The organism is Streptomyces sp. NBC_00691, assembly GCF_036226665.1.
Taxonomy (GTDB): Bacteria; Actinomycetota; Actinomycetes; order Streptomycetales; family Streptomycetaceae; genus Streptomyces.
The window spans coordinates 3,043,059-3,069,464 of sequence record NZ_CP109007.1 but is presented as its reverse complement, the minus strand read 5'-3'; the positions used below and the strand labels follow the sequence as shown (position 1 = coordinate 3,069,464).

Genomic DNA, 26,406 nt, shown 5'->3' with positions numbered 1-26,406 from the left:
CGGCCGCGACCGGGGTGGGCGGCGGCCGCGACCGGGGCGGTTCCCGTGGGTGTGCGGGAGGGCAGCAGGGGCTGTTGGAGGTAGGGCCAGGGCTAGTGCCCGTACGCCCGGTAGGCCCATCGCCCCGGTCCCACCCCGCCCCTAATCTGGCCGCATGGCTCCCCGTACCCCCTGGCAGGCGCTCACCCGCCCCCGCTTCCCGCGCAGTTCATGGCCCTGGAGGTCCGTCGCCTACCTGGCGACCGGCGCGCTCCTCGGGGCCGTCGCCTGTGCCGTGTTCGTGCTGCTGGGGCTGTTCTCCGTGCTGCTCGTCGGGCTGCCCCCGCTCCTCCTCTCCGGCCTCGCCGTCGGCGGCGTCGAGCGCCGCCGTCTCCGCCTCGTCGACCTCGACCCCGCTCCCGACCCGCACCGCGTCCCGGCCGCCCCCGGCCTCGCCGCCTGGCTCCGGCTCCGGGTGGGGGAGCAGGCGACCTGGCGGGAGTTCGCGTACGCCCTGCTCCTCGCCACCGTCCTGTGGCCGCTCGACCTCCTCGTCGTCGCCGTCGGCATAGGCCTGCCCGTGCTGCTCCTCAGCGCGCCGGTCCAGCTGGCCGTGGACGGCGAGGAGGCCAAGGTCGTCAAGGCGTATCTGGTGACCTCCTACCCGGAGGCCTTCGGCGCCGCCCTCCTCGGCGCCCTGCTCCTCGTCGCCCTCGCCTACCCGCTCGCCGCCGTCGCCGGCGCCCGCGCCGCCCTCGTGCGCGCCCTGCTCACCCCCCGCGACGCCGCCGGGCAGGGCGCGATCGGCGAGGTCATCGCCTCCCGCGCCCGGCTCGTCGACGCCTTCGAGGCCGAGCGCCGCCGGATCGAACGCGATCTGCACGACGGCGCCCAGCAGCGTCTGGTCGCCCTCACGATGACCCTCGGGCTCGCCCGTCTCGACGCCCCGCCGGGCGGCCCGCTCGCCGACCAGCTGGCGAAGGCGCACGCGGAGGCGGGGCGGGTGCTGACCGAGCTGCGCGAGCTGATCCACGGCATCCATCCACAGGTCCTCGCCGACTACGGCCTCGGCCCGGCCCTCGCCGACGCCGCCGACCGGTCCGCCGTGCCCGTCACCACGGATGTCGAACTGCCCCGGCTGCCGGAGTCCGTCGAGAGCGCCGGATACTTCGCCGGCTGCGAGGCCCTCGCCAACATCGGCAAGCACAGCGGGGCGAGCCGGGCCTCGATCACCGCCCGGCACACCGCCGGCGTCCTCCGGATCGAGGTCGGGGACGACGGGCGCGGCGCCGCCGACCCGGCCGCGGGCACCGGTCTCACCGGCCTGGCCGACCGCCTCGCCGTCCTCGATGGCACACTGACGATCATGAGCCCGCCGGGCGGGCCGACCCTCCTCCGAGTGGAGATCCCATGCCCCGCACTGAGCGCACGCTCCGCGTCGTCCTCGCCGAGGACAGCGTCCTCCTCCGGGAGGGACTGATCGGGCTCCTGGCCCGCTTCGGCCACGAGGTCGTCGCCGCCGTCGGGGACGCCGACGGGCTGCGCGAGGCGGTCGCCGCCCACGGCCCGGACATCGTCGTGACCGACGTCCGGATGCCGCCCGGCTTCCAGGACGAGGGGCTCCGCGCGGCGGTCGCGCTCCGCGCCGAGCGCCCGGCGCTGCCGGTCCTCGTCCTCAGCCAGTACGTGCAGCGCAGCTACGCCGCGGATCTCCTGGACGCGGGGGACGGCACCGGCGTCGGCTATCTGCTCAAGGACCGGGTGGGCCAGGTGGAGGAGTTCCTGGACGCGCTCGCCCGGGTCGCGGACGGCGGGACGGTCGTCGACCCCGAGGTCGTACGGCAGCTGCTCCGCCGGCACCGGGATCCGCTGGAGGCACTGACCCCGCGCGAGCGCGAGGTCCTGGGCCTGGTCGCGGAGGGCCATTCGAACGGCGCGATCGCCCGCCGTCTGGTGGTGACCGAGGCCGCCGTCGGCAAGCACATCGGCAACATCCTGGCGAAGCTGGATCTGCCGCCGGCCGAGGACACCCACCGCCGGGTCCTCGCGGTCCTGACCTACCTCCGCGCCTAGGGCCTGCCGTCAGACCCCGCGTCGCGAGGGCACCGCACACGAAAAAACCCCCCGCTTCCGCGAGGGGCTTCTTCCGTCTGTGCGCCGCCAGGGACTCGAACCCCGGACCCGCTGATTAAGAGTCAGCTGCTCTAACCAACTGAGCTAGCGGCGCTTGCTGACAGAGAAAATACTACCCGGTCCCGCGGGGTGCTCATGACCACCCCGCGCGGCCACGCCGCGAGGGCCCCCGAATGCCCCGGACGACGCCGGTCTCCCGGGGCTCCCGGGGCCCGGGTCTCTCAGATCGCCAGCGCCATGACCACCGGCGCCGCCCGCCGGTTCAGCGTGTCCGCCGCCGAGCGCAGCCGGTGGGCGTGCTCGATCGGCAGGGAGAGGGCCAGGCAGCCCACGGCCGAGCCGGCCGTCAGCGGAACGGCCGCGCAGACCGTTCCCACCGCGTACTCCTGGAGGTCGAGCACCGGGACGGTCGGCGGCTGGCTGTCCAGCTTGGAGAAGAGGATGCGCTCGCTGGTGATCGTCCGGGAGGTCAGCCGGGCGATCTTGTGCCGGGACAGGTGGTCCCGGCGTCCGTTCTGGTCGAGCTGGGTGAGCAGGCACTTGCCGACCGCGCTGGCGTGCGCGGCCGAGCGGAAGTCGACCCACTCGTTGACCTTGGGTGTGCGCGGACCGTCGGCGAACTGGGTGATCTTCACCTCGCCGTCGATGTACCGGCTGATGTAGACCGCCGCGCCGACGGAGTCGCGCAGTTCGGTCAGGGTCTCCTGGAGCTTCGCCTCCAGGGCCTCGCGGCGGGTCATGCCGGAGCCGAGGAGGACGAGGGAGTCCCCGATCACGTACGCGCCGTCGGCGACCTGCTCGACGTACCCCTCACGGCGGAGCATGAGGAGCAGCGAGGAGAGGTGTGCCACGGGCAGGCCGGCTTCGCGCGCGATCTGGACGTCCGTCACTCCGCCACCGTGCCGTGAGATCGTCTCGAGGACGCGCAAGGCGTATTGCACCGAGTGGAACGGCGCGGTGGGCTCGGGCTTCAGCGCCACGGTTTCCCCCTACCAGGTTGTGACCGCAAGCTTTCGTACCACGATAGCCGCCAAGGGCCTTTTGCGGGGCGGCTGTTGGCGAGAATGATGCGGAGCGCCCGGGCCCTGGCCTCGGGTGCGGCACTCTGGCATATGCCCTGGTCATGAGTGACCCCGAGAGTCTCAGGTCAGGGCCGTGCGCGAGGGGGCTCGCGTAGGTGTTCGGCCCTGGGGGAACGCGAGATTTTTTATGGGGAAACGGACACGGTGGCGGTCGTTCCGGTCGCCTTCCGGCCCCGCGCGGTGGCCGATAACCATCGGAGGCGCCCCGGAATAAACGGAGACACCCTCCTGTTGTCATCGAGTCCAAGCCGGTCCGCGGGTCGTTCAGCCGATCCACGGGTCGTCCCTGAGTCCGTACGTGTGCCGAGGAGGGTCCCGAAGGTGACCGACGCTATTCGAGGAGAGGCGCGGGGCTCCGCGCCCGTGCCGCTGTCCGTGCTGGACCTGGTGACCGTGGGCAGCGGCAGGACCGCGACCCAGGCGCTCGCCACCAGTGTCGAGCTGAGCAGGCTCGCCGAGCGGCGCGGCTTCCACCGGCACTGGGTGGCCGAGCACCACTCCATGCCCGGCGTCGCCTCCTCGTCCCCGGCGGTGATCCTCGCCCACCTCGCCGCCCACACCACGCGCATCCGTCTCGGCTCGGGCGGCGTCATGCTGCCCAACCACGCCCCCCTGGTCATCGCCGAGCAGTTCGGCACCCTGGAGGCCTTCGCCCCGGGCCGGATCGACCTCGGGCTCGGGCGCGCGCCCGGCACCGACGGGGCGACGGCCGCCGCGCTGCGCCGCACCGCCACCCTCAACGAGGGCGCGGACGACTTCCCGGAGCAGCTCGCCGAGCTGACCCGCTTCCTGGACGACGACTTCCCGGACGGCCACCGGTACGCCCGGATCCACGCCGTGCCCGGCCCGGTGCAGGGACCGAAGGGACGGCCGCCGGTCTGGCTGCTCGGCTCGTCCGGCTTCAGCGCGCGCCTCGCCGGCCTGCTCGGGCTGCCCTTCGCCTTCGCCCACCACTTCTCGGCCAGGAACACGATCCCGGCGCTCGACCTCTACCGGGAGTCCTTCCGCCCCTCCGAGGTGCTCGACGCGCCGTACGCGATGATCGGCGTCTCGGCGCTCGCCGCCGACGAGGCGGCGCAGGCGCACCGCCAGGTTCTCTCCGGCGCCCTCGCGATGCTGCGGCTGCGCACCGGCCGGCCCGGTCTCGTGCCGACGCCGGAGGAGGCGGAGGCGTACGGGTTCAGCCCCGCCGAGCGGGAGTTCGTGAACGAGTGGCTGACGAACATCGTGTACGGCACCCCGGACGAGGTCCGTACCGGCCTGGACGACCTCAGGAAGCGGACCGGCGCGGACGAGCTGATGATCACGGCCAACGCGCACGGCGGGGAGGCGCGGCTGCGGAGCTACGAGCTCATCGCGGACGCCTACGAACTCCCCGAGCTGCCCGAGGAGTAGGGCGCGCCCGCTGTTCCGGGCCGGGGGCGCCCGGGTAAAAACCCCGGTTCCCGGGGCCGGTTGGTTCCTGCACGGATCCCGCCCCGCTCCACCCCTAAGTGAACCTTAAACCGCTCGTCACCGATGGTGGCGGGCGGTTCCGTTTTGTGCTGCGCGCCTCTGACGAGGCCTTTCTTCCTCGAATTGGTCTAGTCCTCAATCTGGTTCAGACCATTGACGCACTGTTCACGTGCCGGTTATCACTGCTCCAGCTCCTGTACGGCACCACCCCCGCACTCCCCCCGATGGAGGCCGCACGTGCACCCCCGTAAGCCCTTGATCGCCGCGCTTCTCAGCACGGCCCTCGCCGCCGGCGCCCTCGCGGCGACCGTCGGCCTGGGCTCCGCCCAGGCGGCCGACACCTCGACCACTGCCGCTGCGGGCGGTGTGCGCATCGCGTACTACGACCAGTGGAGCGTCTACGGCAACGCGTTCTACCCCAAGCACCTCGACACCCGGGGCATCGCGGGCCAGCTGGACGTCATCAACTACTCGTTCGGCAACATCCACCCCACCAACCTCACCTGTTTCGAGGCCAACAAGGCCGCGGGTGACGACAACAACCCCAACGCGGGTGACGGTGCGGGCGACTCGTACGCCGACTACCAGAAGTCCTTCAGCGCGGCCGACTCCGTCGACGGCGTCGCCGACAAGTGGGACCAGCCGATCGTGGGCGTCTTCAACCAGTTCAAGGAACTGAAGGCGAAGTACCCCCACCTGAAGATCAACATCTCGCTCGGCGGCTGGACCTACTCCAAGTACTTCAGCGACGCGGCCAAGACGGACGCGAGCCGCAAGAAGCTCGTCTCCTCCTGCATCGACCAGTACATCAAGGGCAACCTGCCCGTCGAGGGCGGCTACGGCGGCGCGGGCACGGCGGCCGGCATCTTCGACGGCATCGACATCGACTGGGAGTACCCCGGCTCCTCCGGCGGTCACCTGGGCAACCACTACGCCCCCGAGGACAAGCAGAACTTCACGCTGCTCCTCGCCGAGTTCCGCAAGCAGCTCGACGAGTACGGCGCCGCCAACGGCGGCAAGAAGTACATGCTGACCGCCGCCATGCCGGCCGGCCAGGACAAGATCAAGTACATCGAGACCGACAAGATCGGCCAGTACTTGGACTACGCCAACATCATGACGTACGACATGCACGGCGCCTGGGACGGCGACGGGCCGACGTACCACCAGTCCCCGCTGTACTCCGGCTCGAACGACCCGACCGACGTGATCGCCCCGGGCACCGAGAAGTACTCGATCGACAACGCGATCGACTCCTGGATCGACGGCAAGCCCGCCTACGGCATCGCCGGCGGCTTCCCCGCCAACAAGCTGACCCTGGGCTACGAGTTCTACTACCGCGGCTGGAAGGGCGTCCCGGCCGGGTCCGCCAACGGCCTCGCGGGCACCGCGACCGGCGGCTCCAACGTCCGCCCGCTCAGCCAGCAGGCCGGCATCGCGCACTACAAGGAGCTCGGCGGCATCGTCGACAACGCGGCGACGACCTTCTGGGACGACCAGGCGAAGGCCTCGTACTTCTACAAGGACGGCGAGTTCTTCACCGGCCTCAACCAGCGCTCCATCCAGGCCCGGGTGGACTACGCCAAGCAGCGCGGCCTGGGCGGCGCGATGATGTACTCGCTCCTCGGTCTGGACGAGAACGCCACCCTGCTGAAGCAGATCAACACGGCGCTCGGCTCCACCACCACCCCGCCGACCACCCCGCCGACCACTCCGCCGACGACGCCTCCGACCACCCCGCCCACCACGCCTCCGACGACCCCGCCCACGGGCTGCGGCTCGGTCCCGGCGTACGTGGCCGGCACGGTCTACAACGGCGGCACGGTCGTCTCCCACAACGGCCGCAAGTGGCTCGCCCAGTGGTGGACGCAGAACGAGGCCCCCGGCACCACCGGCGAGTGGGGTGTCTGGAAGGACCAGGGCGCCTGCTGAGGCCCTGACCGGGACCCGGGAAGCTCACGTGCCCCGCTGACCCCCGCATGAACCACTGCCCCCGCCCGGAATGTCCCTCCGGCCGGGGGCAGTTCCATGCCTCCGGCCCGGAGCGGTGCCGGGCCTGGGACGACCACCCCACGCCCGGCCGCCCGGCGTCCCGGGCTCAGACCGGCAGCGGCTCCGTGCCGATCAGTTCCGCGATGCGGTCCGGCGCCACCGCCCGCGAGTACAGCCAGCCCTGCCCCGTGTCACAGCCGATCCTGCGCAGCCGGCTCGCCTGTCCCGAGGTCTCCACGCATTCGGCCGTGACCGTGAGACCCAGCCGGTGCGCCAGCTGCACCAGTGCCTCGACGATCAGCTCGTCCGCCGGGTTGGCGTGCTCCTCGTCCTGGAAGCCGCGGACGAAGGAACCGTCCAGCTTGAGCACCGAGACCGGCAGCCGGCTCAGATAGGCGAGGTTCGAGTAGCCGGTGCCGAAGTCGTCGATCGCGATGCGCACGCCCATGTCGCTCAGCGCCTGGAGCGCCTGGAGCGGCCGGCCCGCGGAGCCCATCACGGCCGACTCGGTGAGCTCCAGCTGGAGCAGGTGCGGGGCGAGCCCCGTCTCCGCGAGGATGCCGGCCACGTCGGCGACCAGGTCGGAGTCCCAGACCTGCCGTACCGCCACGTTGACGCTGACGAAGATCGGGCGCTCGCGCGGATGGTCCTTCTGCCACTGCCGGGCCTGCCGGCAGGCGGTGCGCAGCACCCAGCGGCCGAGCTCCACGATGGAGCCGTCCTCCTCGGCGATGCCGACGAACCGATTCGGCGGAAGGACGCCGAACTGCGGGTGGTTCCAGCGCACCAGCGCCTCCACCCCGCGCACGGCGCCGTCCGTCAGATCCACCAGCGGCTGGTACTCCAGGGCGAACTCCCCGCGCTCCACGGCCGGGCGCAGGGTGGAGGAGAGCGCCTGCCGGGTCATCCGGTGCGCGTTGCGTTCCGGGTCGAAGCGCGTCCAGCGGGCCTTGCCGTCCGCCTTCGCCCAGTACAGCGTGGTGTCGGCGTCCTGCATGAGGGCCGTCGCCGTCGTGCCGGACCCGGAGCGCTCGACCACACCGATCGAGGCGGAGACCGAGAGCCGCTGACCGCCGAGGTCGAAGGGGCGCTGGAGCGCGCACAGCACCGAGCGGGCCAGGTCGGCGAGTTGCTCCGTGCCGCTGGAGTCCTCGACCAGGATCGCGAACTCGTCCCCGCCGAGCCGCGCCACGAGATGGCCGCCGCTGCGGGTGTAGCCGTCGCTGTCCGCGCACTCGGTCAGACGGGCGGCGACGGCGGCGAGGAGCCGGTCGCCGACGCGGTGGCCGAGGGTGTCGTTGACGGCCTTGAAGCCGTCGAGATCGAGGTAGCAGAGACCGATCCGCCCTGTTCTGCCATACCCGTACGACTCGTACGAAGAGCTGATCGTGGCGCCGGGGCCCGTGGCACCCGTCGAGCCCACCGGGCCCGCCGCCCCCGTCGTGGCCGAGGCGCTCGCGGTGCCCGCGATGGCCGCGGCGCTCGCGATGTCCGCCGCGTCCTGCGCCGAGGCCTCCAGGGCCGCCGAGAGACGCTCGAAGAACAGGGCGCGGTTGGGCAGCCGGGTCACCGGGTCGTGCATCTGGAGGTGCCGCAGCCGGGCCTGGAGCTCGCGCCGGTCGCTGATGTCCGCGATCGACAGCAGGACGTGCCGGCTGTCGGGCATGGGGGCGACGGTGACCTCGGCCCACAGCGAGCGCCCGTCGGCGTGCTTGAGGCGGCGGGTGCAGCGGAAGCGGGAGCGCTGGCCGCGCAGCACCTCGCGGTACGCGTGCCAGGTGCGCCCGTCGGACGCGAGGTCGACGAGGTCGGCGGCGGCCTGCTCGCGGAGCGCCTCCGGCCCGGCGCCGAGGAGGGTGCCGAAGGAGTCGTTGGCCGTGACGACGACGCCGTCCTGGTCGATGACGGCCATCGCGAGGTGGGCGGCGCGGAAGGCGGCGCGGTAGTCGCGGAGTTCGGAGGGGGAGCAGCCGACGCGTGGCTCGCCGCCGTACGGGGGGTGACGCTCCGTGAGTGCGGATTCCGCCGCGCGCGTCTCCGGCGGCTCTGGGTGCACCGGTCCTTCGGGGGTTCCGCTCACCGCTCGCTCCCGTAGTGCAGTCGGGCCGGTCACATGTGGTCGGGACGGTCGGCCGAGGAAGAGTGTGCCGATCATAGAGCCCGTACGGGGGAGGCTTCCAGCTCCGAGGCGCCCGCGGGGGGCTCCCGGCGCTGTGAGACCGCCCACCGCCGTACCTCGCCCGATCGTTTCTGCGCGGGTCTGACACGGGTCGACGAGGTCGTGACCGAATGTGACTTTCCGTGAGTCGAACCGGGCTCGTGTCGCGTCGACCCCATGGCGTGCCCTCACCCGACCGGGGCAGCGGAAACATGCGAAACGCCGCAAACCGTCACAAGGTGGGTGGGGTGTCCCGCATTCCCGATCCGGAGGTCCACGTGAGGGGTCAGCAGCCACCCGGGGGAGTGGAACGCTCGCGGCTCCGCGCCGGCGCGGCGGCCCTCACCTCGTTCGCCGCCCTGGCCGCCACCGGGCTCGTCGCCGGGCCCGCCGTCGGCGCCCCCTCGGCGAGCCCCTGCGCCCTGCCCCGTACGGCGGCCCATCACTCGCTCGGGCTCGACACCTGGAACAGGTCGTATCCGCGCCCCGACCGCACCCTCGACGCGGTCATGATCTTCCTGTCGTTCCCGGACGCCGAGCCGCTCACCCAGCCGGCCGAACTCGCCGCCGACCACTTCCCCGCCACCAGCGAGTTCTTCACCCGCGCCTCCTACGGGCGCTTCAGTCTGCGCCCGCACGTCCAGCGCGTCTGGACCCCGATGCCCAAGGAGTCGAGCGCGTACGACATACGGCGTGACTGGGACGCGGGGCAGCGCGCCGCCTACCTCCGGGACGCGATCTCCGCCGCCGACGCGAGGGTCGACTTCTCCCGGTACGACATCGTCTACCTGGTCGCCGACCCGGACGCGCCCGGTGTCGACTCGGACGCGACGAAGGTCGTCAACCTCGAGAAGCCGATGGAGGTGGACGGCACCGAGATCAAGCGGGTCGTCACCGTCTTCGAGCGGCATCCGCCCGACCGGAACGTCCTGGCCCACGAGACCGGGCACGTCTTCGACCTGCCCGACCTCTATCACCGTCCGGCGGACGGCAAGGGCGACTGGGACACCCATGTGGGTGACTGGGACGTCATGGGCAGCCAGTTCGGGCTCTCGCCCGACCTGTTCGGCTGGCACAAGTGGAAGCTCGGCTGGCTCTCCCGCGCCCAGATCGCCTGTGTCCAGGGAACGGGCCCCCGGATGGTGAGCCTGGAGCCGACCGACGCCCAGCCGACGCCCGGCGCCAGCCTGGGCACCCGGCTCGCCGTGGTCCGTACGGGTCCCGACACCGTCCTCGCCGTCGAGGCCCGGGGCAGCGCCGGGAACGACGCCGAGACCTGCACCGAGGGCGTCCTCGTCTACCGGGTCCGGGGCAACGCGGCCTCCGGCGACGGCCCCGTCGAGGTCGTCGACGCGCACCCGCGCACGGACGCCTGCTGGGACCGCTCGGTCTACCCGCCGCTCGCGGACGCCCCGCTGGAGGAGGGCGAGACGCTCACCGTGCCCGGGACGGGGGTGCGCGTGGAGGTCGCGGAACGGACCGGGGCGGGTGCCTGGACGGTCAGGATCACCCCGCCGTCCGTCGACTGAGCGGCCGGGACCGGGGACACCGGGAAACGAAGAAGCCCCTCGCTTCCGCGAGGGGCTTCCTCTGTCTGTGCGCCGCCAGGGACTCGAACCCCGGACCCGCTGATTAAGAGTCAGCTGCTCTAACCAACTGAGCTAGCGGCGCCTGCTGACGTCGTAGACATTAGCACCCGGATCGGCGGGAGGAAAAATCGATACCCGCACGTCGGCGGCGGAAGCCGCCCGGACGGCCCGCACGCAGGCCCAGAGCACGACCTCGGGGCCGGGCAGCCACGGATTCCGGGTGTCGGGCGCCACCAGCCAGCGGGGCCCGCCGGGGCCGGACGGCACCAGCGGCGGCACCGTCACCGCGTCCCCGAGTCCGTGACAGAGCGGCCGGGGGACGGCGTCGCCCCACTCCTCCCAGTCGAGCAGGGCCGGCAGTCGCTGGGCCGTGCCCGGCGCGGTGAACAGCATCATCCGGCCCCGGTGCATCGCGACGGGCCCCGAACCCGGGCCCTCCTCCCACAGTCGGTCCAGCATGCGGCGCCCGAAGACCGGGTCCACGTTCACGACGTCGAAGACGGCCCCGCAGGGCAGCGCCGCCGGTGAGGCGGGCCGGGACTCCCAGCGGGTCAGCGCGGCCTCGCGGCTCCCGGTGGCGGAGGCGAGCCAGGAGGCGCCGTCGGCGGTCACCCGGGCGGTCTGGTGACGCCCCTCGTCGCCCTCCCGGAGGAACCGGAAGATGTCGTGCTGGGCCTCGTCGCGCGTCCACGTCGTCATACCTCCAGATCTACCGGCTGTCACGCTCCGGTCGCCGAGAGTTCATGGAATTCCGGACAGAAGGGGGGAGGGAGGAGTATCGTGCGCACTCGGCATATGCCAGGGGTGCTTTTTCGGCCAGGTACGACGAAGCCCTCGGCCAGATACGACGAAGCCCTCCGGGTGGCCCGGGGGGCGCACCGGAGGGCTCTCGGGCCGTCGGGAGGCTCAGTCCTCCGGCGGCCGGCCGTTCGTCCTGATCAGGTCGCGGCCGAACTCGATCATCTTCCGGGCGTAGTCCTCGGTCCACTCCGCCCGCTCGGCGACGTCCGCCGGCGTCAGGCGGTCGAACCGGCGCGGATCCGCCAGCTGCGCCGCAGCGATCGCCTGGAACTCGGTCGCCCGGTCCGTCGCCGCGCGGAACGCCAGCGTCAGCTCCGTCGCGCGGGAGAGCAGCTCGCGCGGATCGTCTATCGACTCCAGGTCGAAGAAGTGCTCCGGGTCGGCGGTCGCCTCGGCAGGCTCGAAGACCAGCGGTGCCGGCCTGAGCCGCCGCTGTCCGCTCCGCTCCGCGGGTTCCGCCATCGTCGCTCTCCTCTTCACGCTCACGTTCACGCTGTACGCACCGGCGCGTCGCGCACCGGCTCTTCGCACACGGGCGGCCCGGAACCCCGGGCCGTCTTCCATTGTCCCGCTCCCCGCAAGAGGGCGTCGGGTGCCGGGGCGCGGTCAGCCGTCGAGGCCGCGCAGGAGCAGCCGCAGGCCGCCGAAGAACTCCTGGTCGGGGTCGACCTCGCGGGCCGTCCGCGCGGTCTGGGTCAGGTGGGGGAACCTGTCCTCGGGCAGCGCGGCGATGGCCGAGGTGCCCGCTCCCGCCAGCGGTCCGAGGTGTTCGAGCTGGATGGCGCCGGTGAGGTACCCGTGGAGCGCGCGCAGGGCGACGACCCGGCGCGGTCCGTCGATGCCGGCCTCGGTCAGGATGCCGAGCACGGTCTCCGACCACATCAGGCCGCCGGGTGCGCGGTGCCGGTGGGCCAGGGTCAGCCGGACGGCCTCGGGGTGGCGGACGACGGCGTCGCGGAGCCGTCCGGCCATGGTCTCGATCCGGTCCCGCCAGGGCGCGTCCGTGGGGGGCGGGGTGGTGTCGACGTCGCCCAGGACGCGGTCGACCACGAGCGCCTCCAGCTCCTCGCGGTCGGCGACGTAGCGGTAGAGCCCCATGGGGCTCATGCCGAGTTCCCTGGCGACGGTGCGCATCGAGAGGGCGGCCAGTCCGTCGCGGTCGATGACGGCGAGTGCGGCGGCGGCCAGCCGGTCGGGAGTGAGGGAGCGGGGGCGTGGCATGACGGTTGACAGCGTACGACCTACGCCTACGCTGTTAGGAGTACGCCGTACGCCTACGAGGATGGTGTCCCATGCGCATGCCCCGGACAGCCCCGTCGACCAGCTCGCCCGCGATGTCCCCCGCGACCCCGTCCCGCGCCCGGCCCGCCCCCGGCGACCTCGTGCCGAGCCGCGCCCTCACCCCCGTGATCGGCCCGGAGCTGACCCTCCCGGACCCCGGCCGGACCACCCACGTGCAGTTCCGGCGCTTCGCGGGCTGCCCCGTCTGCAATCTCCATCTGCGCGCGGTGGCCCGGCGGCACGACGAGATCGAGCGGGCCGGGATCCGGGAGGTCGTGTTCTTCCACTCGCCCGCCGAGGAGCTGCGCGAGCACGTGGCGCACCTGCCCTTCGCCGTCGTCGCCGACCCCGACAAGGCGCTGTACACCGCGTTCGGCGTGGAGTCCCACCGCCGGGCCCTGCTCGACCCGCGCGGCTGGCCCGCGATCGCCGGCGGCGTGCTCCGCGACGCCTGGGAACTGCTCCGGGGCCGGGGCCGGCTGCCGGCCGGCACCCAGCCCGCCGGCCGGCTGGGTCTCCCCGCAGACTTCCTGATCACCCCCGACGGCCGGGTGGCCGCCGTGAAGTACGGCGAGCACGTCTACGACCAGTGGTCGGTGGACGAACTCCTCACCCTGGCCGCGCGCCACACCCCGTGACACCGGAGGTCCCCCGGGGCGCCCCGCCCCGGGACGGCCACCGGGACCGCGGGGCCCGCCTCAGGGCGTCCAGGCGACTCGGTGTTCCTCCAGGTGGGAGAGGACCGCGTGGTTCGCCTCCCAGCCGTCCGGGAACGACACGGCGACGCCCAGCTGGACCGGATCGGCCGACGGGTGCGCGTCGAGCAGGTCCGTGACGCCCGCCCGGCAGACCACCACGCACGCGTGCCGGTGCCGGGAGGCGAGGACGCACAGCCGGCCCGTCTCCAGGTGGAAGGCCGTCGCGTCGGGGCGCCCGGACAGCGGATGGAGGACGACGGTCACGTCGTACTCACGCCCCTGGAGCCGGTTCGCGGTGTCCACCGTCACGCCCGTGACGCCCAGTTCGGCGAGGGCCGCCCGGATCGCCGCCGCCTGGTCGCGGTGGGCGGTGCCGACCGCGACCCGGTCGGGCGTCAGCGGGACGGGGGTGTCCGCGCGCTCCGAGACCGCGGCCCCGCCCCGGTCGAGGAGCCGGCGCACCACGACGGCGACCGCGCCGACCGCCTCCGGGTCGGTGCGGGGCGTGTGCCGGGCCGGCAGTTCGAGCAGGCCCCAGCCCGACTCCGCCGCCTCGTCGAGGACCCGGTCGGGGCCCGAACCGTCCGACGCGACCGCGAAGGAGAGCCTCCGGTCCCCGTGCCCGGTGCCGCTGCGGAACGGCGTGAACGGGTAGAACGCGTCCGACACCAGCGGCGCCGCCGAGGCGGGCAGCCGCCAGGACACCGGCAGCCGGTGCTGCGGCAGGTCCGGGTTGTGCGCGAGGAGGGTGGAGACAGCGCTCGCCGACGGGTCGTACGAGAGCCCCGCCCACTGCTCCGCGCCCACCACCGAGAACGGGTCCAGCTGCCCGGGATCGCCCACGAACAGCGCCCGCTCGAAGAGCCCCGCCACGGCGAGCAGCGCGTCCGAGCGCATCTGGTACGCCTCGTCGACGATCGCGTGCGCCCACGGCTCGACGTTCTTCACGTGCCCCCACTTGGCGGCCGTGGAGAGGACGACGGGCAGCCCGGTCAGCTCACCGGCCTTCGCCGACTTCCGTACGTTGTCCAGATCGTCGAGCGCCTTGTCGTACGGATCGCTGTCGTTCGAGTGCAGCCGGCCGATCTCCAGGTCCGGCTCCTTCTCGGCCAGCCGCAGCACCAGGTCGTCCACCTGCGCGTTCGTCTGGGCCACCACCATCAGGGGGCGTCCGGCGGCGGCCAGTTCGAGCGCGGCCCGCACCACGAGCGTCGACTTCCCCGCGCCCGGCGGGGAGTCCACGACGACCCCGCGCGCGGTGCCGCGCAGGGTGGCGGCGAGGATGTCGGCCGTCGCCTTGCCCGCGGCGGCCGAGGGATCGAAGGGCGCCGCGTCGCCGACCGGCGGCGTCGAGAGGTCGAACACGGTCACAGCACGTCCTCCACGGTCACGGCGTCGGGCAGTTCCACGGCGTCGGTCCGGGGCGGACCGCCGTGCGTCCAGGGCGTCTCCTCCGCCTCCGGCAGCTGTGGACCGACCCGCTGGTCGTGCTCGAAGAGCGTCCAGGCGATCCGCTCGCCCTTCTCCGGCACCGAGCCCTCCGCGGGCTCCTTCGAGCGGCCCATCCGGTCGAGGAGACGCAGCAGCAGCGCCCCGTCCTCCTCGTACCGCACGAACTCCGCCGACTGCGGCTTCCCGTCCAGCGAGCGGTACACCTTCACCTTCTCGCCCAGGTGCGGCCGGTCCTCGGTGCGGACCGTGAGCAGCGGGCGGGGCGCGGGCCGCTTGGACTCCGTCCACGCCATCGTCACCTCGGCCACCTCGGCCGTGAACGCCTCGCCCGACAGCCGCCGCCCGGCGAGCACCAGCGGATCGTCGAGGGCCTCCTGCGCCTCCAGCTGGCCCTGCGCCTGCTCGCGCGCGGCGAGCTTGCGGGCCGCCGTCACCGCGTCGTCCCGGCGCGGCTGCGGCGGCTCACCCGCGGTGACCCGGTCCCGGTGGGCGGTGAACGACCAGCGGTCGCGGGTCCAGCGGTCCTCGACCCTGGCCCCCTCGGGCAGCTCCCGCAGCAGGCCGACCGCCCGCCAGACCGCGTCCCAGGTCGGCCTCATCTGCGCGACGACCAGCCGGCGCAGCTCCCGCTCGGACCGGTGCAGTTCGCCGAGTCCGCGCTCGGCCGCCTCCCCGTCCTCGGCGGCGCCGACGGCCTGCCGGGCCCGGTCGTACCGCTCGATCGCCGGAGCGAGGAGCCGGTTGTCGAAGGCGGGATCGGTGGCGGGACCGGCGGGCGGGCACAGCAGCTGCCCCTCGGAGTCCCGCCCGGTCTCGGCCCGCAGCGCCGCCTCGGCGCCCGGCTCCCCGTCGTGCGGATCGATCCAGGCGAGCAGGGCGCCCAGGTGCTGGTCCTCCAGGGAGGACTGGCCGGTCGCCCAGTGCCGGTTGAGGAGATCGGTGGCCGACAGCAGCAGCGAGGAGCCGGGCACCCGGGCCCGGTCGCCGAAGTGCGTCAGCCAGCGCCCCAGCAGCGGCACGCGCGGCGGCGCCGGGAACGGCGTCTCCGGGTCCTGCTCGGCCGTCCGCCGGAACCGCGTCGACCGCCCGAGCAGCCGTACGTACTCGATGCCCGCCCGGCTCGGCACGATCAGCTGCGGCGCGTCCGCGCACAGCTCGACCTCGACCTTCACCTTCTTGTTGGTCTCGGGGTCGACCTCGCTCCTCTCCGCCGCCTCGACGACGCCGGTGAAGGAGTCGATGTACGGCAGGACCTCCTCCGCCAGGTCGGCGAGGAACGCGAACCGCAGGTCCCGGTCCCGGGGCTGGGCCACCACCAGGAGCCGGGGGTCCTCCGGGTCGGTGCCGACGAGGGCGCCCAGCGGGGCGCCCGCCTCGCCGGCCGTGGTCAGCGGCACGAGGACGAGCGGCCGCTCGGAGACCCGCCGGTGCCGGACGGTCGCGAGGGGCTGCGCCCGCCCGGACTCGACCGCCTCCATCCGGGCCAGGGTGGAGATCAGCGACATGTCCGTGCCCCCGCTTCCGCCAGGGCTTCCTCGCGCAGCGCCCGCGCCCGGCGCAGTGCCGCCACCGCCGGATCCTCCGGGTCGCCCTCCTCGCCCCGCGCCGCCGCGAGGACCGCGCCGACCGTGGCCAGGCCGCCCAGCTCGCCGCGTACCGAACGGCCCAGCGTCTCCACCGCGTCCGCCTGCCGGGACCGCGACCGGCAGTGGAAGGCCAGCTCACAGGCGGCCAGGCACTCCGGCGCGTACTGGTGGGGCACGCACTCCACGGCCGCCGCCAGCTCCTCGGCCGAATGCTCCGCCACATCGAAGCTGACGCCCTCCGGCAGGGCCGCCGCGATCTCGTCGATCCGGGTCAGCCGGTCGAGCTGGCGCCGGGTGACCGACCGCTGCTTGCGCACGTCGACGACCGAGGCCGTCGGCAGGTTGGAGAAGTCCTTCGGGCAGACGAGGAGGACCGACCGGGCGACCCGGGCGCCCCCGGTCACCGCCGCCACCCGTTCGAGCGCGAGCACGTACACGGCGGCCTGCCGGGCCGCCGCGCCGACCTTCGAGGCGTCCGCCGCGCCGTCGACCATCGGGAAGGACTTGATCTCCACGACCGTCCACCCGCCGTCGGGCCCGACCACCACCGCGTCCGGCTCCAGGTACACCGGCGAACCGGCCACCTCCAGGGCGAGCAGCGGATGGTCGAGCAGCGTCCAGGTCCCCGCCGACGTCGCCTCCCGCAGGGCGAGCGCGGTGCGCGCCACCCGTCCCTCGGGTCCGGCGGCGGCCAGCTCGGGCACGGACACCGCGCCGGGCTCCTCGACCCCGATCAGGCGCAGCAGCTCGCGGCCGCCGTCCGCCTTGACCTTCGCCTCGAAGGAGTTGCCCCGGACGATCGCGAACTGCGACTGCCCGAAGGGGGCGGGGGAGCCGAGCTTCGCGGCCAGCGCGGACTTGTCGACCCCCGCGCCGTCGAGCAGGGCCCGGCGCCGGCAGCCGGGGTTGGCGGCCAGCGCCGCGAGGGCCCGCGCGTCCAGCGGACGCGGCGGAGTGGCCGGTCCGCGCAGCTCAGCGAGCCTTTCCCAGGCTCTCGGCTTCGCTCGAGCCGGGGAGGCCTCTTCTCGACGTGTCGTCTGCGGAGGTCGGGACAGACCGCTGTCCGGGGATGCGCTCACCCGTGGAAGTCTCGCATCCGGCACTGACAACCGGGGGCGCTTCCGCCGTCCCGCGCAGCCGCCGGGCGAGCCGCAGCGCGTACGGGGTGAGGAGCAGACCGGCGCCCATCACGGCCGCGCCGGCCACCGCGTCGAGCAGATAGTGGTTGGCGGTCCCCATCACGACCAACGTCGTGACCAGCGGATACGCCACCCCGAGCGCCTTCGTGACCGGTGTCCGCCCGTACCGCCAGAGCATCACCCCGCACCACAGCGCCCAGCCGACGTGCAGGCTGGGCATGGCCGCGTACTGGTTCGTGAGACCGCCGAGCCCGCGCGGCGCGCTGGCCTCGCCGCCCCACCAGCCGTACGCGCTGAAGTGCGCCATCGTGTCGGTGAAGCCGTACACCGGGTCGAGCAGCCGGGGCGGGCAGGTGGGCAGCAGGGTGAAGCCGGCCAGGCCGAGCAGGGTGGAGACCATCAGCCAGGTCCGGGCGGCCCGGTAGCGGGCGGGGCGGCGGAGGAAGAGCCAGACCAGGACCGCCGGGGTGACCAGGTAGTGCAGCGAGGCGTACGCGAAGTCCGCCGGGATCCCGAGGGCGGGCACGTCCGTGAACAGCCGGTTCAGGGGGTGCTCGGCGTCGATCCCGAGGAGCCGCTCCAGGCGGAGGATCGCCAGCCCGTGCTCGACGGCGGAGGCCTCGTCGCCCCGGACCAGCAGCCGCCCGCCCGAATAGGCCGCGTACACGACCACGATCAGCGCCAGTTCGGCCCACCAGCGTGGCTTGCGCATACGAAAAGGTCCCCCCTGCCGGTGATCGCCCCGGGGGAGGGGACGCCGGACGCCGCCCGGGGGTTGCCCGCACGTCACCCCGAATCCACGTGGGCGATGATGGAGACAGGCACGTCCGCACCGTGAACCCCTGGAGACCCGTCCCATGGCACCGCGCATCCTGCTCGCCCGACACGGCCAGACCGAGTGGTCGCTGCTCGGCCGGCACACCGGCAGGACCGACATACCGCTCCTCGAAGAGGGGCGGCGCGGCGCGAAGCTCCTCGGCGAGCGGCTCCACCGCGGCCCCTGGAAGGGACTGCCCGGGGTCGAGGTGCGCACCAGCCCCCTGGTCCGCGCGAGCGAGACCTGCGAGCTCGCGGGCTTCGGCGAGCGGGCCGAGCCCTGGGACGCGCTGATGGAGTGGGACTACGGGGCGTACGAGGGGCTGACCCCGCCGCAGATCCAGGACATCCGGCCGGGCTGGTTCATCTGGCGTGACGCGGTGCCGGACGGAGAGACCCTCGCGCAGCTGTCGGACCGCGCCGACGAGGTCGTGGACTGGGCCCGCTCGGCCGACCGTGACGTCCTGGTCTTCGCCCACGGCCACATCCTGCGGTCGATCGGCGCCCGCTGGCTCGGTGAGGACGTCTCCTTCGCCTCCCGCATCCGCCTCGACCCGACGAGCCTGTCCGTCCTGGGCTGGGCGTACGGCGCCCCGGCGATCGAGCGCTGGAACGACACCGGGCACCTGGAGTAGGCGGCAGCGGGCACCGGGAGCAGTGGCTCCCGGCCGCCGGTCAGTACGAGGCCAGGACCTGGCGGGTGTCCGAGAGCATGCCGCGGATCCGGGCCGACGCGATCCCCTCCAGGGAGTCCACCACCCGCTTCGCCTCCGCCGCGGCCTCGTCCGGGCGGCCCGCCTGCGCCAGGTTCTTGGCGAGATGGGCGCGGTAGAGCGCCAGGTTCCGCGCGAAGTGCGGGTTCTGCAGGACGGTGGCCCGGTGGGAGTGGCGGGCCGCCCGGCCCCAGTCGCCCAGGGCCGACCAGCACTGGGCCTCCAGGGCCTCCCGCTCCGGCTCCCCGAAGAACGACATCCACTCGGGGTCGTCGTCCGCCGGGCCCCGGTCGAAGAAGTCGTGGGCGCGGCCGAGGGCCTGCTCGCAGGCCGACCGGTCGCCGAGCCCGGCCCACGCCGCCGCCTCCCGCAGCGAGAGCAGCGAGAGCAACCGGGCCGAGTCCAGCGGCTGCGCGGCCCGCAGGCCCGCCTGCGCCGCCCGCACCGCCTCGCGGAACCGGCCGGTGTCCCGGGCGAGGAACGACGTGTTGCAGAAGGCGTGCGCCTCCAGGGCCGCGTTCCCCGACACGCGCGCGGTGGCGAGGGCCTCGGCGTAATGCGACCGGGCGTCGTCGTGCCGGCCCGAGTCGTGGGCCAGCCAGCCCACCGAGAGGGAGAGTTCGCCCGCGCCCGCGTGCAGCCGGTCCTCGGTGGAGCGGCGGGCCATGGTGCCCGTGTCGAGCAGCGCGTACGCGGCCCGCAGCGGGTGGGCGGCGACCTTGTAGAGCCCGTCGGCGCCGTGCCGGTCGTCGAGCAGACGGATCCGCCGCACGGCGTCCTCGACGGCCCGCACCTCGGCGTCGCCGATCCGGTGGGTGCCGCGGGGGGAGGGGATCGCGACGGCGGGGCCGCCGAGTCCCAGCGAGGCGGCCGCCAGGGTGGCGGAGCCGCTCGTCATGAATGCGCGACGCAGCACGTCGCTCTCCTCATCGTTCCGGGTCGGGAGTGCCGCGGGAGCCGGAGCCCCGGCCGCGACCGGCTGCCGCCGGCCGCGCACCGTCTCCCGCGCGGAGAAGCCCAGGTCGGAGAGACCCAGACCGGGGAACATGTGCAGGAAGACCCGCTCGTACGCGTAGTTGGGGCAACGGATCTCGCCCGCTTCCACGCGCCCGATGTAGCGGGCGTCGCACGCGACCTGTTCGCCGATCTCCCGCGCCGCCCGGCGGACCGCCGCGGCGAACTCCGCCGGCGAATGCTGCCCGCGGAGCCGGCGAAAGGCGAGATTGGGAACTGCCCGTGACATCGCCATGGCCGAGCCCTCTCCTGTGCTGCCGGGTGGTCCGGCGGCAAGAACGTACCCGCTGTGACCGGATGCGTACGCAGAGTTTGGCTACAAATCGGATATCTCGCCTGTGATCTGCCATGAACTGCCATCCTTTGCGGCGGCATGGCGCCGTAGCCGTTGACGCGCACGGGCGTTGAACCGTAAGGGAGAGACGGAACGTGTCTCCTCAGGAGCGAGGAGGGGTCCCATGTCGGAGATCGGTTCCCAGTCGGCCACGCGCCAGGCGCCCGCCCCGGACGCCCGCGCGTCCCAGACCGTCCCCCAGGACCGGAGCCGGGTTCCGGCCGCGGCCCCGCAGCCCGCCGAACCCTGGGACCTGGTGACCGTGCCGGTCCGGCAGGGCCTCGAGGCCGTCGACATCCTGCGGCGCGGCGCCGTCCCCGCCGTCGGCCCCGTCGTCCACGACGGGACCTGCGACACCCTCGGCTTCCTCGTCCCGCCCGGCACGGCCGCCGCCTGGGACATGCCCGGCAGCGAGTGCACCCGGACCTCGGGCCGCGGCCTGCGCCTCCCCGAGCTGCCGGAGCTGCCCGAACCCGCCGGGGACGCGCCCCGCCCCGCCGGCTGGCTGCTGCCCCCCGGCGACACCGACCCCGTCACCGACCCCGCCGTCCTGCGCGAGGCGCTCGGCGAGGCGGCCCGGCTCATCGAGGCGGCGGACGGCTGCCACTGAGGGTGGCCGCCCGGCTCCCGCCGCCACCGGCCCGGGCCGTCGGGCGGGGCCGGGGCGCATGCCCGGATAATGGGCCTGTGGCCAGGAACAGACAGCGCGACCGGGCGGCCTCCGCCGCCTCCGTCGTCGAGACCGTCGACGGCGGGCTCGCCGAACTCATACCCGACCGGGAGCGCCCCCGCGCCTGGACCCTGCTCATCGACGGCGCCCCGCAGTCGCACGTGGACCTCGACGACCCGGCCCACCTCACCTTCGAGTACCAGCGGCGCCTCGGCCACATCGCCGACCTCGTCGCCCCGCCGAACCGGCCGCTCCAGGTCGTCCACCTGGGCGGCGGCGCGTTCACCCTCGCCCGGTACGTCGCCGCGACCCGGCCCCGTTCCACGCAGCAGATCGTGGAACTCGACGGGCTCCTCGTACAGCTCGTCCGCCGCGAGCTGCCGCTCGACGCCGGGGCCCGGATCCGGGTCCGCTCCACCGACGCCCGCGCCGGGCTCGCCAAGGTCCAGGACGGCTGGGCCGACCTCGTCATCGCCGATGTGTTCAGCGGGGCCCGCACCCCGGCCCATCTCACCAGCACCGAGTTCCTCGGAGAGGTACGGCGGGTGCTGCGGCCCGGCGGCTTCTACGCCGCGAACCTGGCCGACGGCCCGCCGCTGACGCATCTTCGCGGCCAGATCGCCACCGCCGCGTCCGTCTTCCCCGAGCTGGCCCTGACCGCCGACCCGACGGTGCTGCGCGGCCGCCGCTTCGGCAACGCGGTGCTGCTCGCCTCCGACCGGGAACTGCCGGTGGCGGAGCTGACCCGCCGGGTCGCCACCGACCCGCACCCGGGCCGGGTCGAACACGGGCGGGCCCTCGCCGACTTCGCCGGGGGAGCGGCGCCGGTCACCGACGCGAGCGCCAAGCCCTCACCCGTACCGCCCGCGTCCGTCTTCCGCTGACCGGGCGGGCCCTGCGGGCGGCGCGTCAGACGGCGCGGTCGTCGATCTCCACACGGGGCGCGGTGTCGTGCCAGACGCAGAAGACGGACAGTTCACGGCCGTTCGCCGTGAACGTGACCCGGATCCAGGTCGTCTGCTTCCACACCTGCATCTGCCAGCCGGAGGCGGGGATCGCCGAGACCAGCTCGGCCGAGTTCTCGCCCAGGTCGAAGGTGACCCGGCCGCCGTCCACCGTGTACGTCTTCACGTCCGAGTCGGCGGGGGGCGTCGTCGCGGGGGGCGCCTGGGTCGTCGGCCGCGCCGTCCGCGAGGGGGCCGCGGACGGGGTGGCCGGGGTCGAACGGTCGCCGCTCGGCGTCGGCTTCCGCGTGACGGCCGCGGTGGGCTCGACGGACTCGGGCCGACGGGTCGAGGAGGAGAGCGGATCGCTGCCGCCCGTCCCCGGCGACTCCGGCACACCGGCGCCGCCGGCCGGGAGGGGCAGCGCGCGCGGCGGGTCGTACACCGTCCCGGACATGACCGTGTGCACTCCCCACCAGGAGAGCGTGACCGCCGCGCCGGTGGCGAGCGACCAGGCCAGGGCGTGAACGAGTCCTCTTCGCATCCGGGCCATACTGCACCACACCGTCCCCGCCCTCACCGCAGGGTGCTCCTTGCCTCACATTCCCCCGAATGGCGTACGGTGCGGCCCATGGCAAGTGTGCTCGTGGTCGAGGACGACCAGTTCGTGCGCTCCGCCCTCATCCGCCGGCTCTCCGAGGCCTCCCACACGGTACGGAGCGTCGGTACGGCCCTGGAGGCGCTGCGCGAGGTCGCCCATTTCCGGTTCGACGTGGTCATCCTCGACCTCGGACTGCCCGATCTGGACGGGTCGGAGGCCCTCAAGATGCTGCGCGGGATCACGGACGTACCGGTGATCATCGCGACCGCCCGCGACGACGAGGCGGAGATCGTACGGCTGCTGCACGCCGGCGCCGACGACTACCTCGTGAAGCCGTTCTCGGTCGACCACCTCTCGGCCCGGATGGCCGCCGTCCTGCGCCGGGCCCGGTCCGCCGCGGGCGAGGCACCGCCGCCGCGGGTGATCCAGGTCGGCGGGCTCACCGTCGACCCGTTGCGCCGGCAGGCCGAACTCGACGGGGCGCCCCTGGACCTGACCCGGCGCGAGTTCGATCTGCTCGCCTTCCTCGCCGGACGGCCCGGGGTCGTCGTCCCCCGCAAGGAGCTGCTCGCCGAGGTGTGGCAGCAGTCGTACGGGGACGACCAGACCATCGACGTCCATCTGTCGTGGCTGCGGCGGAAACTGGGCGAAACGGCCGCACGGCCCCGCTATCTGCACACCCTGCGCGGGGTCGGCGTGAAGCTGGAGCCGCCCCGGGAGCCGCAGCCGTGAGATGGGCGCTCGTCAAGGTGTCGCTCGCCGTCACCGCCATGGTCGTCGTCGCCTTCGCCGTCCCCCTCGGGCTCGTCGTCAAGGAGATGGCCCGCGACCGGGCGTTCTCCAACGCCGAACGGCGGGCCGCCGGCCTCGCCCCCGTACTCGCCATCACCACCGACCGCGACGAGCTCGACAAGGCCGTCGCCACCACCGAGGACGGGGCCGCCGGACGGCTCGCCGTCCACGTGCCCGCCGCCGAACCCGGCGACCCGGGCCTGGAGATCGGCACCCGGCGGGCCCGCGAGGAGGAGCTGGCCGCCACCCGCCGGCTCGGCCGGGCGTCCATCGCCGAGGTACCGGGCGGCTTCGCGCTGCTCCAGCCCACCGCGCTCAGCAGCGGCAAGGTCGCCGTCGTCGAACTCTTCGTCGCCGAGGGCGAGGTGTCCAACGGTGTCGCCACCGCCTGGCTGGTCCTCGCCGGAGTCGGCATCGCCCTGATCGTCGGCTCCGTCGCCGTCGCCGACCGGCTCGGCGTCCGGATGGTCCAGCCCGCGCAACGGCTCGCGGGCGCCGCCCACGACCTGGGCGAGGGCAGGCTCGGCGCACGCGTCCCCGAGGAGGGGCCGCCCGAACTCAAGTCGGCCGCCGTCGCGTTCAACTCGATGGCCGACCAGGTCGTCCAGCTCCTCGCCAACGAGCGGGAGCTGGCCGCCGACCTCTCCCACCGGCTCCGCACCCCGCTCACCGTGCTCCGGCTCAACGCGGCCTCGCTGGGCTCGGGACCGGCCGCCGAGCAGACCCGCGCCGCCGTCGAACAGCTGGAACGCGAGGTCGACATCATCATCCGGACCGCCCGGGACGCGAAGCCGCAGACCCAGGCGACCGGACCGGGCGCGGGCTGCGACGCCGCCGAAGTGGTGCGCGAGCGCATGGAGTTCTGGTCGGCGCTCGCCGAGGACGAGGGACGCCGGGTCCGCGTCGCGGGTGTCGACCGCCCGGTCCGCATCCCGGTCGCCCGCCCCGAACTCGTCGCCGCGCTCGACGCCCTGCTCGGCAACGTCTTCCGGCACACCCCCGAGGCCACGGCCTTCTCGATCGACGTCCACAACGGCGAGGACGCGGTCATCGTCCTCGTCTCCGACGCGGGCCCCGGCATCGCCGACCCGGCCGCCGCGCTCGCCCGGGGCAACAGCGGTTCCCGGGACGGCTCCACGGGCCTCGGCCTGGACATCGTGCGGCGGATGGCGGAGACCACCGGCGGCGACGTCCGCATCGGTCACTCGGTGCTCGGCGGCACCGAGGTCCGCGTCTGGATCGGCCTCGACGGACGCCGCACGGGCGGCACGTCCGGCCGCCGCGGTCACCGCCCGGCCCGCCGCCGACGCGGGGGAACCGGCACCCGCAGGGCCGCCGAGGGCTGACCGGCACCGGCCGCGCCCCAACCTTTCGTGGTTCCGATGCCTTCCTTAAGCGGAGCCTAAGGATCCCCACCCGTGTCCCCGGACGCCTGTTTGTCCGTTTCCCAGTCGCTAGCTTGCTGCCGCACCCCTTCCCCACCCCCGGCACGCAGAGGCAGGCACGCGATGGGCACGAGTTCGCACCGGCGCAGGGCGAGCACCAGGACCAAGGTCGTCGGCGCGGTCGTCGCCGCCGCGGTCGTCGGCGGTGCCGCGTTCGCGCTCACCGGTACGGCCCAGGCAGCCTCGGTCGGCGCCGCCTACACCAGGACCAGCTCCTGGACCGGTGGCTACACCGGCCAGTACGTCGTCACCAACGAGACCTCCGCCGCCCAGTCCGACTGGACCCTGGAGTTCGACCTGCCGGCCGGCACGACCATCAGCTCCCTCTGGAACGGCGAGCACACCGTCTCCGGCAGCCATGTCACCGTGAGGCCCGCCGACTGGAACAGGCAGCTCGCGCCCGGCCGGTCCGTCACCGTCGGCTTCGTCACCTCCGCCGCCGGACAGGCCGGCGACCCCGGCAACTGCCGTATCAACAAGGCGGCCTGCTCCGCCGGAGGCACCGCCCCCACCCCCAGCGGCCGCCCCACCACGACCGCCCCCACCCCCACGGCGACCCCGGAGCCGACCCCGACCGCCACGGCCACCACGGGCCCCCGGCCGACCGCGACCGCCACCACCACCGCGCCTCCCCGGCCCACGGCCACCCCCACCCCGACGCCCACGGCGACCGCGACCGGCGGGCCCGTCACCGCCGCCAGGTACGCCCCCTACGTCGACACGTCGCTCTACCCGGCGTACGGCCTCCTCGCGACCGCCGACGCCACCGGCGTGAAGGAGTTCAACCTCGCCTTCATCACCTCCGGCGGCTCCTGCGCCCCGCTGTGGGGCGGGGTCACCGACCTGGCGAACGACAAGGTCGCCTCCCAGATCGGCGCCCTGCGCGCCAAGGGCGGCGACGTCCGGGTCTCCTTCGGCGGCGCCGCCGGGCACGAACTGGCCCTGAACTGCTCCTCGTCCTCGGCGCTGGCCGCCGCGTACGGCAAGGTCATCGACCAGTACAGGCTGACCAAGGTCGACTTCGACGTCGAGGGCGGGGCCCTGCCGGACACCGCCGCCAACACCCGCCGCTCGCAGGCGATCGCCCAGCTCCAGAAGTCCCACCCCGGTCTGAACGTCTCCTTCACCCTGCCGGTCATGCCCGAGGGCCTGACCCAGCCCGGCATCGACCTGCTCGCCGACGCCAGGCGCAACGGGGTCCGCGTCGACGCCGTCAACATCATGGCGATGGACTACGGCCCGGCCTACAGCGCCGACATGGGTGCGTACGCCATCCAGGCCGCGACCGCGACCCAGGCGCAGATCAAGGGTGTCCTCGGGCTCTCCGACGCGGCCGCCTGGAAGGCCGTCGCCGTCACCCCGATGATCGGCGTCAACGACGTCGTGAGCGAGGTCTTCAAGGTCGACGACGCCACCCAGCTCGTCGACTTCGCGAGGTCCAAGGGCCTCGGCTGGCTCTCGATGTGGTCCTCGACCCGGGACAAGCAGTGCCCGGACGGCGCCGTGAACCGCGCCGACGCCACCTGCTCCTCGATCCTCCAGCAGCCGCTGGCCTTCACGAAGGCCTTCGCCGCCTACAAGTAGCCCCGGACCGTCAGGTCCCCCAGGAGCCACAGCGCCCCCCACACCGCGCGCCCCGGCCGGAGACACCCCACCTCCCGGCCGGGGCGCGCACCCCTGTCCGCCGCCGGTCGGGGTCCGCCCGGACCGGCGGCGGGCGAGGGGCGTTCGG

Annotated in this window: 23 protein-coding genes and 2 tRNA genes; 12 read left to right on the top strand and 13 right to left on the bottom strand. The window is 73.8% G+C overall.

Features of this window, described 5'->3' with window-relative positions; translation table 11 throughout:
* Positions 1-154 precede the first annotated feature (154 nt).
* On the top strand, positions 155-1,459 hold the full coding sequence (locus OG392_RS13770; protein ID WP_329279102.1) for a sensor histidine kinase: 1,305 nt from the start codon (positions 155-157) through the stop codon (positions 1,457-1,459).
* Positions 1,390-2,052, top strand: a complete 663-nt coding sequence (locus OG392_RS13765) for a response regulator transcription factor (RefSeq protein WP_329279099.1) — start codon at positions 1,390-1,392, stop codon at positions 2,050-2,052. The genes OG392_RS13770 and OG392_RS13765 overlap by 70 nt, the downstream gene beginning before the upstream one ends.
* 80 nt (positions 2,053-2,132) lie before the next feature.
* Here the strand turns inward: OG392_RS13765 and OG392_RS13760 are convergent.
* Positions 2,133-2,206: transfer RNA gene (locus OG392_RS13760), tRNA-Lys, on the bottom strand.
* Between the two features lie 127 nt (positions 2,207-2,333).
* Entirely contained in the window at positions 2,334-3,092 is a 759-nt protein-coding gene (locus OG392_RS13755; protein ID WP_306327246.1) for an IclR family transcriptional regulator, read from the bottom strand.
* 423 nt (positions 3,093-3,515) lie between these two features.
* On the opposite strand from OG392_RS13755, the gene OG392_RS13750 reads away from it, so the two are divergent.
* Positions 3,516-4,589: an LLM class flavin-dependent oxidoreductase gene (locus tag OG392_RS13750; RefSeq protein ID WP_329279097.1), complete on the top strand. Its 1,074-nt coding sequence runs from the start codon at positions 3,516-3,518 to the stop codon at positions 4,587-4,589.
* 297 nt (positions 4,590-4,886) lie between these two features.
* Positions 4,887-6,581, top strand: coding sequence for a glycosyl hydrolase family 18 protein (locus tag OG392_RS13745; protein ID WP_329279094.1), 1,695 nt, complete (start codon positions 4,887-4,889; stop codon positions 6,579-6,581).
* A gap of 166 nt (positions 6,582-6,747) precedes the next feature.
* Here the strand turns inward: OG392_RS13745 and OG392_RS13740 are convergent, their stop codons facing one another.
* Positions 6,748-8,721: a putative bifunctional diguanylate cyclase/phosphodiesterase gene (locus OG392_RS13740; RefSeq protein ID WP_329279091.1), complete on the bottom strand. Its 1,974-nt coding sequence runs from the start codon at positions 8,719-8,721 to the stop codon at positions 6,748-6,750.
* Positions 8,722-9,077: 356 nt separating this feature from the next.
* Here OG392_RS13740 and OG392_RS13735 point away from each other — a divergent pair, with 356 nt between their 5' ends.
* On the top strand, positions 9,078-10,328 hold the full coding sequence (locus OG392_RS13735; RefSeq protein ID WP_329287249.1) for a M6 family metalloprotease domain-containing protein: 1,251 nt from the start codon (positions 9,078-9,080) through the stop codon (positions 10,326-10,328).
* A gap of 68 nt (positions 10,329-10,396) precedes the next feature.
* Here the strand turns inward: OG392_RS13735 and OG392_RS13730 are convergent.
* From OG392_RS13730 to OG392_RS13715, 4 genes are all read right to left on the bottom strand, one after another.
* Positions 10,397-10,470, bottom strand: a tRNA-Lys gene (locus OG392_RS13730).
* Complete coding sequence (locus OG392_RS13725; protein WP_329279086.1) at positions 10,461-11,087, bottom strand: bifunctional DNA primase/polymerase; 627 nt, start codon at positions 11,085-11,087, stop codon at positions 10,461-10,463. The genes OG392_RS13730 and OG392_RS13725 overlap by 10 nt, the downstream gene beginning before the upstream one ends.
* A 207-nt stretch (positions 11,088-11,294) precedes the next feature.
* Positions 11,295-11,651: a hypothetical protein gene (locus tag OG392_RS13720; RefSeq protein WP_329279084.1), complete on the bottom strand. Its 357-nt coding sequence runs from the start codon at positions 11,649-11,651 to the stop codon at positions 11,295-11,297.
* Positions 11,652-11,795: 144 nt separating this feature from the next.
* Positions 11,796-12,410, bottom strand: coding sequence for a TetR/AcrR family transcriptional regulator (locus OG392_RS13715; RefSeq protein WP_329279082.1), 615 nt, complete (start codon positions 12,408-12,410; stop codon positions 11,796-11,798).
* Positions 12,411-12,481: 71 nt separating this feature from the next.
* On the opposite strand from OG392_RS13715, the gene OG392_RS13710 reads away from it, so the two are divergent.
* Positions 12,482-13,108, top strand: coding sequence for a peroxiredoxin-like family protein (locus tag OG392_RS13710; RefSeq protein ID WP_329279080.1), 627 nt, complete (start codon positions 12,482-12,484; stop codon positions 13,106-13,108).
* A 60-nt stretch (positions 13,109-13,168) separates the two neighbouring features.
* Here the strand turns inward: OG392_RS13710 and OG392_RS13705 are convergent, their stop codons facing one another.
* Genes OG392_RS13705 through OG392_RS13690 form a run of 4 tightly spaced genes read right to left on the bottom strand, consistent with a single transcriptional unit; the run spans position 13,169 to position 18,057 of the window.
* Positions 13,169-14,539: an AAA domain-containing protein gene (locus tag OG392_RS13705; RefSeq protein ID WP_329279078.1), complete on the bottom strand. Its 1,371-nt coding sequence runs from the start codon at positions 14,537-14,539 to the stop codon at positions 13,169-13,171.
* Positions 14,536-16,125: a hypothetical protein gene (locus OG392_RS13700; RefSeq protein ID WP_329279076.1), complete on the bottom strand. Its 1,590-nt coding sequence runs from the start codon at positions 16,123-16,125 to the stop codon at positions 14,536-14,538. Before OG392_RS13700 ends, OG392_RS13705 begins: the two co-directional genes overlap by 4 nt.
* Positions 16,116-17,285, bottom strand: coding sequence for a hypothetical protein (locus OG392_RS13695; protein WP_329279074.1), 1,170 nt, complete (start codon positions 17,283-17,285; stop codon positions 16,116-16,118). Before OG392_RS13695 ends, OG392_RS13700 begins: the two co-directional genes overlap by 10 nt.
* Positions 17,179-18,057, bottom strand: coding sequence for a phosphatase PAP2 family protein (locus tag OG392_RS13690; protein WP_329279071.1), 879 nt, complete (start codon positions 18,055-18,057; stop codon positions 17,179-17,181). The genes OG392_RS13695 and OG392_RS13690 overlap by 107 nt, the downstream gene beginning before the upstream one ends.
* Positions 18,058-18,202: 145 nt before the next feature.
* On the opposite strand from OG392_RS13690, the gene OG392_RS13685 reads away from it, so the two are divergent.
* Positions 18,203-18,796, top strand: coding sequence for a histidine phosphatase family protein (locus tag OG392_RS13685; protein WP_329279069.1), 594 nt, complete (start codon positions 18,203-18,205; stop codon positions 18,794-18,796).
* A gap of 40 nt (positions 18,797-18,836) precedes the next feature.
* Here the strand turns inward: OG392_RS13685 and OG392_RS13680 are convergent, their stop codons facing one another.
* Positions 18,837-20,123: a tetratricopeptide repeat protein gene (locus OG392_RS13680; protein WP_329279067.1), complete on the bottom strand. Its 1,287-nt coding sequence runs from the start codon at positions 20,121-20,123 to the stop codon at positions 18,837-18,839.
* 223 nt (positions 20,124-20,346) lie between these two features.
* On the opposite strand from OG392_RS13680, the gene OG392_RS13675 reads away from it, so the two are divergent.
* On the top strand, positions 20,347-20,832 hold the full coding sequence (locus tag OG392_RS13675) for a hypothetical protein (protein ID WP_329279065.1): 486 nt from the start codon (positions 20,347-20,349) through the stop codon (positions 20,830-20,832).
* A 77-nt stretch (positions 20,833-20,909) separates the two neighbouring features.
* On the top strand, positions 20,910-21,776 hold the full coding sequence (locus tag OG392_RS13670) for a spermidine synthase (RefSeq protein ID WP_329279063.1): 867 nt from the start codon (positions 20,910-20,912) through the stop codon (positions 21,774-21,776).
* A 25-nt stretch (positions 21,777-21,801) separates the two neighbouring features.
* On the opposite strand, the gene OG392_RS13665 is transcribed toward OG392_RS13670, so the two are convergent.
* Positions 21,802-22,389, bottom strand: coding sequence for a hypothetical protein (locus OG392_RS13665; RefSeq protein WP_329279060.1), 588 nt, complete (start codon positions 22,387-22,389; stop codon positions 21,802-21,804).
* A 78-nt stretch (positions 22,390-22,467) separates the two neighbouring features.
* Between OG392_RS13665 and OG392_RS13660 the strand changes: the two genes are divergently transcribed.
* The 3 genes from OG392_RS13660 (at position 22,468) to OG392_RS13650 (ending at position 26,258) form a co-directional block, all read left to right on the top strand.
* On the top strand, positions 22,468-23,169 hold the full coding sequence (locus OG392_RS13660) for a response regulator transcription factor (protein ID WP_329279058.1): 702 nt from the start codon (positions 22,468-22,470) through the stop codon (positions 23,167-23,169).
* Positions 23,166-24,575, top strand: coding sequence for a sensor histidine kinase (locus OG392_RS13655; RefSeq protein WP_329279056.1), 1,410 nt, complete (start codon positions 23,166-23,168; stop codon positions 24,573-24,575). The genes OG392_RS13660 and OG392_RS13655 overlap by 4 nt, the downstream gene beginning before the upstream one ends.
* A gap of 162 nt (positions 24,576-24,737) precedes the next feature.
* Positions 24,738-26,258, top strand: coding sequence for a glycoside hydrolase family 18 protein (locus OG392_RS13650; RefSeq protein ID WP_329279055.1), 1,521 nt, complete (start codon positions 24,738-24,740; stop codon positions 26,256-26,258).
* Positions 26,259-26,406 lie beyond the last annotated feature (148 nt).

Excerpts from the sequence above, each read along its gene's own strand:
- OG392_RS13665 (WP_329279060.1), bottom strand. The coding sequence starts at position 22,389 with ATGGCCCGGATGCGAAGAGGACTCGTTCACGCCCTGGCCTGGTCGCTC.
- OG392_RS13700 (WP_329279076.1), bottom strand. The coding sequence starts at position 16,125 with ATGTCGCTGATCTCCACCCTGGCCCGGATGGAGGCGGTCGAGTCCGGG.
- OG392_RS13715 (WP_329279082.1), bottom strand. The coding sequence starts at position 12,410 with ATGCCACGCCCCCGCTCCCTCACTCCCGACCGGCTGGCCGCCGCCGCA.
- OG392_RS13725 (WP_329279086.1), bottom strand. The coding sequence starts at position 11,087 with ATGACGACGTGGACGCGCGACGAGGCCCAGCACGACATCTTCCGGTTC.
- OG392_RS13650 (WP_329279055.1), top strand. The coding sequence starts at position 24,738 with ATGGGCACGAGTTCGCACCGGCGCAGGGCGAGCACCAGGACCAAGGTC.
- OG392_RS13660 (WP_329279058.1), top strand. The coding sequence starts at position 22,468 with ATGGCAAGTGTGCTCGTGGTCGAGGACGACCAGTTCGTGCGCTCCGCC.
- OG392_RS13720 (WP_329279084.1), bottom strand. The coding sequence starts at position 11,651 with ATGGCGGAACCCGCGGAGCGGAGCGGACAGCGGCGGCTCAGGCCGGCA.
- OG392_RS13770 (WP_329279102.1), top strand. The coding sequence starts at position 155 with ATGGCTCCCCGTACCCCCTGGCAGGCGCTCACCCGCCCCCGCTTCCCG.
- OG392_RS13675 (WP_329279065.1), top strand. The coding sequence starts at position 20,347 with ATGTCGGAGATCGGTTCCCAGTCGGCCACGCGCCAGGCGCCCGCCCCG.
- OG392_RS13765 (WP_329279099.1), top strand. The coding sequence starts at position 1,390 with ATGCCCCGCACTGAGCGCACGCTCCGCGTCGTCCTCGCCGAGGACAGC.
- OG392_RS13680 (WP_329279067.1), bottom strand. The coding sequence starts at position 20,123 with ATGGCGATGTCACGGGCAGTTCCCAATCTCGCCTTTCGCCGGCTCCGC.
- OG392_RS13710 (WP_329279080.1), top strand. The coding sequence starts at position 12,482 with ATGCGCATGCCCCGGACAGCCCCGTCGACCAGCTCGCCCGCGATGTCC.
- OG392_RS13690 (WP_329279071.1), bottom strand. The coding sequence starts at position 18,057 with ATGCGCAAGCCACGCTGGTGGGCCGAACTGGCGCTGATCGTGGTCGTG.
- OG392_RS13685 (WP_329279069.1), top strand. The coding sequence starts at position 18,203 with ATGGCACCGCGCATCCTGCTCGCCCGACACGGCCAGACCGAGTGGTCG.